This is a genomic window from Vibrio sp. nBUS_14 (assembly GCF_051201655.1).
Classification (GTDB): domain Bacteria; phylum Pseudomonadota; class Gammaproteobacteria; order Enterobacterales; family Vibrionaceae; genus Vibrio.
In genome coordinates this window covers 910,738-922,679 of sequence record NZ_CP179207.1, presented here as the reverse complement: position 1 = coordinate 922,679, position 11,942 = coordinate 910,738, and the positions used below count along the sequence as shown (strand labels likewise).

The 11,942-nt window shown below is 43.2% G+C and carries 9 protein-coding genes; 6 read left to right on the top strand and 3 right to left on the bottom strand.

All coding sequences use genetic code 11. From position 1 onward, the window contains the following. Positions 1 to 86: 86 nt before the first annotated feature. Positions 87 to 632: a GNAT family N-acetyltransferase gene (locus tag ACMAZD_RS21710; protein ID WP_435249439.1), complete on the bottom strand. Its 546-nt coding sequence runs from the start codon at positions 630 to 632 to the stop codon at positions 87 to 89. Between the two features lie 166 nt (positions 633 to 798). Between ACMAZD_RS21710 and ACMAZD_RS21705 the strand changes: the two genes are divergently transcribed. The 3 genes from ACMAZD_RS21705 (at position 799) to dcuC (ending at position 5,782) form a co-directional block, all read left to right on the top strand. Next, positions 799 to 1,941: a fatty acid desaturase gene (locus ACMAZD_RS21705; protein WP_435249438.1), complete on the top strand. Its 1,143-nt coding sequence runs from the start codon at positions 799 to 801 to the stop codon at positions 1,939 to 1,941. A gap of 279 nt (positions 1,942 to 2,220) precedes the next feature. After that, the gene (locus tag ACMAZD_RS21700; RefSeq protein ID WP_435249437.1) at positions 2,221 to 3,591 is read left to right on the top strand and encodes an endonuclease/exonuclease/phosphatase family protein; all 1,371 of its coding nucleotides are present in this window, start codon (positions 2,221 to 2,223) and stop codon (positions 3,589 to 3,591) included. 823 nt (positions 3,592 to 4,414) lie between these two features. Then, positions 4,415 to 5,782, top strand: a complete 1,368-nt coding sequence (gene dcuC / locus ACMAZD_RS21695) for an anaerobic C4-dicarboxylate transporter DcuC (protein WP_435249436.1) — start codon at positions 4,415 to 4,417, stop codon at positions 5,780 to 5,782. 232 nt (positions 5,783 to 6,014) lie between these two features. Here the strand turns inward: dcuC and ACMAZD_RS21690 are convergent, their stop codons facing one another. Both ACMAZD_RS21690 and narQ read right to left on the bottom strand, forming a co-directional pair. Continuing rightward, positions 6,015 to 6,647, bottom strand: a complete 633-nt coding sequence (locus tag ACMAZD_RS21690) for a response regulator (protein WP_435249435.1) — start codon at positions 6,645 to 6,647, stop codon at positions 6,015 to 6,017. Continuing rightward, on the bottom strand, positions 6,634 to 8,364 hold the full coding sequence (gene narQ / locus ACMAZD_RS21685; RefSeq protein ID WP_435249434.1) for a nitrate/nitrite two-component system sensor histidine kinase NarQ: 1,731 nt from the start codon (positions 8,362 to 8,364) through the stop codon (positions 6,634 to 6,636). Before narQ ends, ACMAZD_RS21690 begins: the two co-directional genes overlap by 14 nt. 253 nt (positions 8,365 to 8,617) lie before the next feature. Between narQ and napF the strand changes: the two genes are divergently transcribed. From napF to napA, 3 genes are read left to right on the top strand one after another with little or no spacing between them, the layout of a single operon-like run. Continuing rightward, positions 8,618 to 9,097 (top strand): ferredoxin-type protein NapF, encoded by a 480-nt coding sequence (napF, locus tag ACMAZD_RS21680; RefSeq protein ID WP_435249433.1) that lies wholly within the window; start codon positions 8,618 to 8,620, stop codon positions 9,095 to 9,097. 23 nt (positions 9,098 to 9,120) lie between these two features. Continuing rightward, positions 9,121 to 9,426, top strand: a complete 306-nt coding sequence (locus tag ACMAZD_RS21675; protein ID WP_435249432.1) for a chaperone NapD — start codon at positions 9,121 to 9,123, stop codon at positions 9,424 to 9,426. Continuing rightward, entirely contained in the window at positions 9,423 to 11,912 is a 2,490-nt protein-coding gene (gene napA / locus ACMAZD_RS21670) for a periplasmic nitrate reductase subunit alpha (RefSeq protein ID WP_435249431.1), read from the top strand. Before ACMAZD_RS21675 ends, napA begins: the two co-directional genes overlap by 4 nt. Positions 11,913 to 11,942 lie beyond the last annotated feature (30 nt).

The window sequence follows — 11,942 nt, the reverse complement described above, 5'->3', positions numbered from 1 at the left end:
GACCTATTCAGTCTGGGGCTTTATTCGTTCTAACCGCGCTTAAATTAACGTTAGTTCGTTAAAAATAAGGCATGTTTAAATACGGGTTAAGAATACACAACACACGCCGTTTTTTTTTCAAGCTCATCTGGAGAACCCCAAGAAATCACCTTCTCGTTCACTTGGCTCCCACATGGTGCGTTCCAAACTTGCTCTAGTTCTTCTTTGCCACCAATCGCTTGATAAAACGCAATGGCTTGGTGGTTCTCAGACATCACCTCTAGGTACAGCCCTGAATCCGAATAATATTGCTGTAACCACTTCGATAACTCAGACAGAAGACGTTTGCCTACGCCACGACCGCGGTAATTATTGTCTACGTGTAACGCATCAATGAACGTACCACGTTCAAAGTTGTGATTACCAAACGCGCAGACAAAACCAACCAGTAAACCACCCTCTTCAAGCAATAAAACATGTTGGTTAAAAGGAGGATTAATCAAACGAGTCTGCCAAATAACAGATCTGTCCTCCAAGACATCATTTTCTAAGTAATCATCAGCAAGAATGCCACGGTAATATAGCTTCCAGCTATCCGCGTGTAATTGGGCAATCCGCTCATAATCTTTATATTCAGCTACCTTAATTTCCATTTATTAGCCCTTAGTACTTCCATTTATGACTTGCCACTACATTTCACCCTACCTTTATACAATATTTAAGCAAAACATACTAATACACGTTTACACTTTCAATATTGACTTACACGTGTACGCTGATATTCTAGCGAACAGATGCAAGCCCAATGGAAATTTGCTAATGAATAGTGCTGACAAACCATCAACAAAAAAGCCACCATTAATCTGGCTCAATATTTTTGTATTTTCTTCTAGTATGCTGCTTGCTGTTGTTGCGGCTCCCGTATATGGCTACTTTTTTGGCTATGGTATGGAGCACTGGATATGGCTAGCGATCTGTTTTACTTTTTGTAATCTGTCTATCACAACAGGTTATCACCGCTTATGGTCTCATAAAGCGTTTGAAGCACATTCAAGCCTAAGGTTTCTGTTTGCTTTGGGCGGTGCATTTGCCCTCCAGAACAGCGCGCTGCACTGGTCTTCTGACCACCGTGTGCATCACAAGCATGTCGACAACAACGACAAAGACCCATACTCAGCCAAACGTGGCTTCTGGTATTCACACATTGGTTGGATGATACGTAATTACAACGCAGCAATGTATGCTGATTACGAGAACTGCCGCGACCTGAAGAAAGACAAGATTGTGATGTGGCAGCACAAGCACTACGTTCTGCTCGCGCTACTCATGAACATTGGTGTTCCTATCGCATTAGGCGTGATTTACGGCGATGTGATCGGTATGTTGTTAATCGTAGGTGCGGTTCGTTTGGTACTTAACCACCACACAACCTTCTTTATTAATTCTCTTGCGCATATCTGGGGTAGCCAACCTTTCACTGACAAAAACACAGCGCGTGATAACGGTGTGTTAGCAGTACTCACTTTTGGAGAAGGCTACCACAACTTCCACCACATCTTTGAGAACGACTACCGTAATGGCATTTACTGGTGGCAATACGATCCAACGAAATGGCTGATTAAGAGTGCTTCATTGATGGGCCTAGCAAGTAAGCTTAAGAACCCCCCCCAAGCTCGTATTGAAAAAGCCGAAGCGACAATGCTACTGAAACGCACTCAGCAGAAAATCCAGCACCGTGCCGACAAGCAGCAAATCGCTGACAAGCTTCAACAAGAGTTCGATTCTCTAGTATCAAACATGAACGAATACTACGAAGTCAAAAAACAGCAACTTGAAAGTAAACGTGAAGACGTTGTGAAGAAGTACGAACACTCAGTACTAAAAGTTCGTTATCAGCAAATCAAAATGAATTTTGAACAGCAGAAGAAAAATTGGGCAATGACAGTGGAACAATACGCTTAAGGTAGAGCAATACACTTGACACCCAAATAACAAAGCAGCTCGCTTTTTATGCGAAAGCCCTCATATTGCTATGAGGGCTTTTTTAATTCACAATTCTAATTAAATTTCTGAATTTTAGGTCTTTATTCTAATTACAGACACTAGTTCCAAATATCACATTTTCAATGCAACAAGGTGTCACTCTAGAACCTTACATGTGACAAATATCACTTACAGAATGCTATCCATCTCATAACATGCGCGTCCAAAATTCCTTTCAGCAATTAGCGGATCCATTTTATGAAATTGTTAAAAACATCTATCGCTTTCGCCATCTCTTCTGCACTCTTGATTGGTTGCAGCAGTGACACAGATTACGTTCAACCTGAAGAAGTAAAGATCGCGACTTATAACTTATCTTTTGATCGTGCCACCTTCCAAGACCTTGTAACGGAAATGCAGATTGAACCAAGCGCTCAAGCAACGTTGGTGTCCGATTATCTGGATAATACAATCAGTGCCGTTGACAAAGAAACAGCAGCGAAAGTTATTCAGATCCGCAACGTCGCAGCCGTGATTCAAAAGAATCGTCCTGATGTGCTTATGATGGCTGAGTTTAACAACGACGGAACAGGTACTGATAAATCAGCGCTCGAAGGCTTCCAGAAAAATTATCTTTCTGTCGCTCAAAGTATTGAAGGTGCAGGTGGAGACGCGAACCTAGATCCAATCTCATACCCATTTTTTGAAAGTTACTCGACCAATACAGGTTTGCTGAACGAATTTGGTTTTGATTTAGACAAGGACAGTGATTTTGGAACACTTCCCGGTGACGCTTGGGGCTTCGGTTTTTATCATGGTCAGTACGCGTTTGCTCTAATGTCTAAATACGAAATCGACACCGCTAACACGCGTACATTCCAAGAGTTCAAATGGAAAGATCTTGAAGGTGCCACTATTCCAACAATCACTGTTTGCGACGATGCTAGTAAGTTCCCAACGGGTATGTTTTGCGGCGATGAGTGGTACAAGGCAGAAGAATGGGCAGAAGTTCGTTTATCTTCAAAGAACCACGTTGATGCACCAATCCTCATTCCTACTAAAGATGGTAAAGAAACCGTACACTTACTCATGTCACACCCTACTCCACCCGCTTTTGATTTAGGTAAAAACATCAAACAAAACGCAGCAGAGGTCGACTTCTGGCACCAATACATTCAGAACAAGTCGTTCTTCTATGATGACTCTGGAAAAATGGGCGGCCTAGAACAAGGCAAGCACTTTGTTATAATGGGTGACCAAAACCTAGATCCAGTTGATGGCGATGGAATTAGCTCGGTGATGCAAGTCTTGCATAACGACTCATTAGTTAACCAAGAAGTCACCAGCGGCAGTCTATACCCTACTAGTTATGGTGCCGCTGAACATGGGGTAGATAATTCATCACCTCACCCACAACCAAACCGTATCACTTCGACGTTTGGGCTTGCTGTTGATTACGCTCTGCCGTCAGCTTCATTAAACATTGTTGATTCTGGTGTGTATTGGGCTGCTTCATATGAAGAAGGACGTAAGCTGTTCAACGACACTCGCATTGGCGACTATGGTAACGGAAAGGATGTCTCTTCAGATCACCGTATGGTCTGGGTGAAAGCGGACTTCAGTAACTAAGCCAATCAATTGAGATCTAAGAAGCCCTCATATTGCTATGAGGGTTTTTTAAGGTTTTGTCGCAAAGTTCGGTTTTATAGGTTAAAGTTTGCCCAATTCCGACTCAACACCCAAATTCTAATGTTTAAAGGCTGCCACTTTCCCTCATAAGTTATTCTCGAAACCGTTCGCTATTACCTCGCTTACACAATTAGTTATCGCGAGATTGAAGAAATCCAGAGAGAGCGTGGTGTAAATGTGGATCACGCTACCATTAACCGCTGGGGCATCAAATTTGCACCGATTCTGGAACATAAAGCCAGAATCAAAAAGAAGCGGGTATCTGGTTTGTGGCGCATGGATGATGTTGAAGCGTGGTCAGGTAGAGGTAGTTGGAGAAACTGGCTACGAGCAATTTTATGCACTCGCAGGGTAATTGCGCCTGGAGAATAGCTCTGCCACGTCTTTATCAAAATTTGCGACAGAACCAAAAAACACTCTCCTCTAAGGTAAAGCACCCACCTAGAATGTAAGAAACAGCCCTTTTTATTTGGTTTACTCCACTAAGCTAGAAAAATCATAAATTTATAAATCAAACCCTTGATATGCACCTCGCACAAAAAGTGACCCAAGCTATATTCTAGCGAACAATATGATTGGTTTATTAACATCTAAACAACAGTAGTTATGCATGATTTACAACCACAATTAACATCGTAAAAAATGTTTGTCTTAGATCATATCAACCTCAACTATGCCTCGTGCCACACTGCAGTTTTCTGTACATTCATTGTCATACTCTGAAACACTTTCTTATATTTTTTTAAACTTTGTGGATATTTCTATGTTAGAGCTCTTGATCGGATTAGTGATTACTATCGCTGTTGGTTACTTCATTGTGAAAGGCTATAAAGCAGCGGGGGTATTATTAACTGCTGGCCTTGCCCTACTTCTTATTACTGGCCTGATTGGTCACACAGTTTTACCGGCTAAGGTAGCTTCAACAGGTAACATGGTTACCGACTCACTAGAATTCGTTAAGTACATGCTTCAATACCGCGGGGGCGGCCTAGGTATGCAAATCATGCTTCTGTGTGGTTTCGCTTCATACATGACTCACATCGGTGCGAACAACGTAGTAGTAAAGCAATTTTCTAAACCACTTGCAGCGATCAAGTCTCCTTATGTACTTCTTGTGGCGGCTTACATCGTAGCGTGTCTAATGTCTCTAGCAGTAAGTTCTGCAACAGGCCTTGGTGTTCTATTGATGGCGACCCTATTCCCGATGATGACGGCAATGGGTATTTCTCGCCCGGCTGCTGTCGCGGTTTGTGCTTCACCTGCAGCAATCATCCTTTCACCAACATCTGGTGACGTGGTTATTGCAGCTGAAAAATCAGGAATGTCTCTTGATGTGTTTGCCGTTCAAACGGTACTTCCTGTTTCTATTTGTGCAATCATCGTAATGGCTGCAGCCGCTTTCTTCTGGAACAAGTATCTGGATAAAAAAGAAAACACACCAATGGAAAAAGTAGATGTCTCTGACATTGAAACAACGGCTCCCGCTTTCTACGCTGCACTGCCATTCCTACCTATCATCGGTGTGTTCCTATTTAACGGCCGTACGATTCCAGGCCTTTCACTTGATATCTACACCATCGTAGTGGGCTCTATCTTCGTTGGTGCTATCATCGATTACGTTGTGAAGAAGTTCGACGGCGAAAAGACGCTAGAAGATCTAGACTCTTGCTACCAAGGCATGGCAGAAGCATTCAAAGGCGTGGTAATGCTGTTGGTTGCGGCGGGCGTATTTGCTCAGGGTCTAATGTCTATCGGTGCGATTGATAACCTAATCGGTCTTGCTGAATCGGCAGGCGCAGGCGGTATCGCTCTGATGCTTCTCCTGACGGGTTTAACGGTTGCGGCTGCTATCGCGACAGGTTCTGGTAACGCACCATTCTATGCATTCGTAGAACTCGCTCCTTCACTGGCAGCGAAAATGGGCTTGAACCCAGCATTCCTAATCATCCCAATGCTTCAAGCATCGAACCTAGGTCGTACCATCTCGCCAGTATCAGGTGTAATTGTAGCGACTTCTGGTATGGGTAAAATCAGCCCATTTGAAGTAGTAAAACGTACTTCTGTCCCTGTAATCTGTGGTCTTATCACAGTTATCTTCGGTACGCTTGTATTGGTTCCAATGGCGGCTTAATTGTCAGTAAAGCAGACATGATAATTGAGATATAAAATGCCCTAACAAAAAAGCGCTGAACTTAATAAGTTCAGCGCCTTTTTAATGTCATATGTTCAAAATCATTAGGGGCTATTTAGATGCTAAATTAAAAGTTATCACAAGAAACTATCGTTAAAAGCTCACGTATTTGCCCCTAACATTTACAACTAACAGTACGGCTTGAAATAGTTTTATTTCAAAAGAACAAGCCCTACTTCATATCACCATAGCGTTCTAGGTACAGAACCGTTGCCGCCGTACGCGAAGGCACTTGTAGTTTCTTCAGTAAGCTTTTCATATGTACCTTAACTGTCGATTCAGAGATAAACAGATGATCAGCAATTTGCTTGTTCCTGTACCCTTTCGCAACTTCTTGAAGGATCTGAGTTTCGCGTTCCGTCAGTTGGTCAAAAATGTCATTACGACTGTCTGCGTCGTTTAGGTAACGAGAAACGACACTGCTGTAGGCTTTATCGCCGCCGTGTGCTTGCTTAAGCAATTCAATAAGTTCGTCGGGTTCGGTGTCTTTCAACAAGTAACCATCAGCGCCCGCTTTTACGATAGCTTCGATGTCTGCTGGGCTATCCGATACGGTTAAGATAACAATGTTAGCGTTTGAACCATCGGTACGAAGTGCTTTTAGGGTATCTAAGCCAGACATCCCTTTCATATTAAGATCTAGAAGGATCAAATCAGGTTCTTCTTCGTGAGCAAGGGCGACCGCTTCAGTGCCATTACTCGCTTCGGCAATCACTTCGAATTCATCTTCAAAGCTCAGTAATTGGCTTATACCTCGGCGCATCAGTGGATGATCATCAACCAGCATTACTTTACAAATAGTCAACTTTAACTTCCTTCAAACTTTTATATTTCAATATGACTGTACAGCCTTCGCCTTGAGCCGCTTCAATCGTTAAGTCGCCATTCAGTCTTGCCGCACGCTCCTGCATAATGCTCATCCCATAGTGGTTCATTCTCGAACTACCAGGGTCAAAGCCATCTCCATTATCTTTGATCACGACTAATACTTCACCATCTTCGTCGATACAGCATACATCTATCAAGTCGGCACTGGCGTGTTTTATTGCGTTTATTGTTGCTTCACGAATCAATTGAAGCAAGTGAACTTGGCTGTGTGCATCGATCTCAATCGATGACAGATTATTGGTTAAGTTAATCTTGGCATCCGTTCTTTCACTGAGTTGCTCGAGCATAGTGCTCAATGCATCTCCGAAGTTACCCTCTTTAATGGATAACCTAAATGTAGTGAGCAACTCTCTTAACTGAGTATAAGCATCGGCCAAGCCGTTACCTATCTCTGAAGCAATTTGCTCTGATTGTTCGCGATGTTTTTGCTCTGGTAATTTACCAATCACACGCTTCAATAAAGTCACTTGGATTTTCAGATACGAAAGTGACTGAGCCAATGAATCATGCAGCTCTCGGGCAATTGTCGCACGCTCTTCCATAATAATAAGCTGCTCAGCTTTCTTTTGCGCGCGATTATAATAGATTGCTCTCGATAACAGTTGAATAAAGCTCTCTATTAACGTTTTTGTTGAGTGTCCATGATGATATGAGCAATACAGGTAACCCAAAATGAGTTCATTATCATCCAACTTCATCTCAAACTTTTCATAATCTAAGTTCGAGTCGTAACCTTCATCCATAATTAATGAACGACCGGAGTTATCAACAACCTCTAACCTTAGTGACTCTATCCCTTCTAGGCTGACTAAGTGCTGTAGAATCGCCCGAAAGTTATCAGGTGCAATCCGCGTTACCGTGAGCTCTTGTGAAGAGTAGTACAGCGCTTGAAGTGATTGGTTAGCGTTTTGCAATTCAATCGTCTTGGCATCAACGACATCTTCAAGGTTTCGATAAAGCACACCCAAATCTTTGGCCATTGAGTTGAAGGTTTTAGTCAAAATACCCAGCTCATTGTTACTGGTAACCTTTAATTCAACTTTGAAGTCGCTATTTTTTATCCTCTGACTCGCACCAACTAACGCATGGAGAGGTTTAACAACTTGTTTACGTACAAAGTGAACAACAAAAAGAGATATGACGAGAATGCCACCTAAACCAATACCACCAGCCCACGCCAATTTAATCAGCTTATTCTCTGAAAATTCCTGAAGTTTGAAAACGAAGTGGTCGATTTCATTTACAAAATTTTCAACCAACACTAAATAATGTTGGCGATCCTCGCTATTCAACACTCGCTTAAGTTCATGCCAACGGCCAATGATTAGATAGTAATCTTCTGTAATATCTGTCGGAACTTCCCAACTGACGAGTTCAGTCATAGAGGGCGAATACAGAGACTTTTCAAATTCATAAATGTGCGCGTCATAATCGACTGATTCTATTTGAATATCATGCGCCAAACGATAACTCTGCATACGCATAGAACCGGCCACGTTTATTGCTTCTGCATCATTCAAACTCGACGCTAAAGTAAAGATGGCAAACCCAGTTGTAGCAACCGATAACAGCAATATAGACAGCAACGACTTTGCTATTGTACTGGTGACAGATGAAATCGGTTTTATAAGCAAAAGAGTCTTCCTATTGATAAATGAGTAACCCGTAAGATCGTATTGTCACACGTCGAAAATCATAGCTCCATTCAATATGTGATCACTCGCTTTGTGATTTATTGATCTAAGACAATATATGCCCCTAATTAGCCCTTAGGGGGTATTTATACAATCATTTCTAAAACTACACTATTTGTGAGGGTTAATGACAAGATATTAATAGAATAGTGCCCCACAATTACAACATATTAGCAACATCTAGAGGTATCTAGTGGTAGATCTATCAAAACGCCGTCTATTTTCTAGAAGTAAAGTTGATTCAAGCCAGATTCGTTTGCCTTGGATTAACAACCTAGAGAGCTTTACAGATGACTGCACGCGCTGCGGTAAATGCGTCGAGAGTTGTGAGACCAAGATAATCATTGTAGGCGATGGTGGATTTCCTACCGTCGATTTTTCTATCGATGAATGTACGTTCTGCTATCAATGTGCAGATGTTTGCCCTGAACCCATTTTCAAGCCAAAGCAAGGAGAGCCTTGGCAAGCAAGAGCACGTATTTCGGGTAAGTGTTTAGCGCAACAAAATGTTGAGTGCCGAAGCTGTGGTGACATGTGTGAACCTATGGCCATTCAATTCCAACTTAGAGCAGGCAGTGTGGCTTTGCCAAAAATCGAGTTAAATGAGTGTAACGGTTGTGGAGCATGCGTAGCCGCTTGCCCTACTTCAGCGATTCTTGTGAGTAATTCATAAAACAAAAATAACGAGAGCAATTTATGGCACTAAATGAAGTGCATATATCAAGTTTAGTCGTGCATGTGAGCCCAGAACATCTGGTCGAGATCAAAGCAGAAATCGAAAAATTTGATAATGCAGAGATCTACGGGGACAGTCCTGAAGGCAAAATCATCGTGGTCCTAGAAACCGAAAACCAAGGTTTTGTAACGGACACCATCGAAGCAATAAATAACATTAAGAACGTTTTAGGGACAGCTTTAGTTTATCACCAAATCGAGACTGAGCTAGACGAAACGGATTTAGAAACTGGAAGCAAAAATTCTCAACTTGAGGGTGAAGTATGAAAATGACAAGACGTGCGTTTGTGAAAGCAAACGCGGCTGCATCAGCGGCAGCCGTTGCAGGTGTAACTCTGCCAGCAACAGCAACCAATCTGATTGCTAGCTCTGATCAAACAAAAATCACGTGGGATAAAGCGCCTTGTCGTTTTTGTGGTACGGGCTGTTCGGTACTAGTTGGTACTCAAAACGGTAAAGTGGTTGCGACTCAAGGCGACCCAGAAGCACCTGTAAACAAAGGCCTTAACTGTATCAAAGGCTACTTCCTTTCAAAAATTATGTACGGCCGAGACCGTCTTGAACAGCCTCTTCTTCGTATGAAAGACGGCGAGTTCCACAAAGATGGTGATTTTACACCAGTATCTTGGGACCAAGCTTTCGACGTAATGGCTGAGAAATGGAAAGCGGCTCTGAAGAAGAACGGTCCAACAGGCGTTGGTATGTTCGGTTCAGGCCAGTGGACTGTAATGGAAGGCTACGCAGCCGTTAAACTGATGAAAGCCGGCTTCCGTTCAAACAACATCGATCCTAACGCTCGTCACTGTATGGCTTCTGCGGTAGGCGCATTCATGCGTACTTTCGGTATCGATGAGCCTATGGGTTGTTACGATGATTTTGAACACGCAGACGCATTCGTTCTGTGGGGCTCAAACATGGCAGAAATGCACCCAGTACTATGGACTCGTATTACAGACCGTCGTCTAAGCCACCCACACGTTAAAGTAAACGTACTGTCTACTTACTACCACCGTTCTTTTGAGCTTGCAGACACGGGTTACATCTTCGAACCTCAATCAGATCTAGCGATTGCTAACTTCATTGCTAACTACATCATTCAAAACGATGCGGTTAACTGGGATTTCGTGAACAAACACACGAACTTCAAGCAAGCAACGACAGACATCGGTTATGGCCTTCGTGACGACGATCCACTACAGCAAGCCGCTGCGAACCCTAACTCCGGCAAAATGACGGATATTAGCTTCGAGAACTACAAAGCTTCTGTTGCTGAATACACGGTTGAAAAAGCATCTGAAATGTCAGGTGTCTCTCAAGATGACCTTATCAAGCTGGCTAAGCAATACGCAGATCCAAACATCAAAGTAATGTCACTTTGGACTATGGGTATGAACCAACATACTCGTGGTGTATGGATGAACAGCCTTGTGTATAACATTCACCTTCTTACAGGTAAGATTTCTACTCCAGGTAACAGTCCATTCTCACTAACTGGCCAACCATCTGCGTGTGGTACAGCTCGTGAAGTTGGTACGTTCTCTCACCGTCTACCGGCAGATATGGTGGTTGCTAACCCTAAACACCGTAAGATTGCAGAAGACATCTGGAAACTTCCAGAAGGCACTATCCCAGCGAAACCGGGGGCTCACGCAGTTGTTCAAGACCGTATGCTTAAAGACGGCAAGATCAATGCGTACTGGGTAATGTGTAACAACAACATGCAAGCGGGTCCAAACATCAACACTGAACGTCTTCCAGGTTACCGCAACCCAGACAACTTCATTGTATGTTCTGACCCTTACCCAACAGCAACAGCTCAAGCAGCTGACCTTATCCTTCCAACAGCAATGTGGATCGAAAAAGAAGGTGCTTACGGCAACGCTGAACGTCGTACACAAGCATGGTATCAACAAGTTAAAACCGTAGGTAATGCGAAGTCTGACCTATGGCAAATTATGGAGTTCTCTAAACGCTTCACTGTCGAAGAAGTTTGGGGCGAAGAGCTTCTAGCTAAAGCACCGGAGCATCGTGGTAAAACGATGTACGATGTACTGTACAAAAACGGTAACGTTGATGCATTTCCGCTATCTGAAGCTCAAGAACTTAATGACGATGCACAAGCTCAAGGCTTCTACGTTCAAAAAGGCCTTTTCGAAGAATACGCAAGCTTTGGCCGCGGCCACGGTCACGATTTAGCACCATACGATCGCTACCACCAAGTTCGTGGTCTACGTTGGCCTGTTGTTGACAGTAAAGAAACACTATGGCGCTTTAAAGAAGGGTCAGATCCATACGCTAAGAAAGGTTCTGATTGGGACTTCTATGGCAAGCCAGACGGTAAGGCACTGATCATCAATGCTCCGTACGAAGCGCCACCTGAAGTACCAAACGATGAATACGATATGTGGCTATGTACAGGTCGTGTTCTTGAGCACTGGCACACAGGGACTATGACTCGTCGTGTACCCGAACTTTACAAAGCAGTACCGGATGCACTTTGTTACATCCACCCTGCTGATGCTAAAGCTCGCGGTCTTCGCCGTGGTGACGAAGTTCTTATTGAGAACAAGCGTGGTGAAGTTCGTGTTCGTGTTGAAACTCGCGGCCGTAACCGTCCACCACAAGGCTTGGTATTCGTGCCCTTCTTTGATGCAAGAATTCTGATCAACAAGTTGATCTTGGATGCAACGGATCCTCTGTCTAAACAGACGGACTACAAAAAGTGTCCAGTAAAGATCACTAAGGTAGCTTAAGCGTCTGAATTACTGACACATTAGTATTTT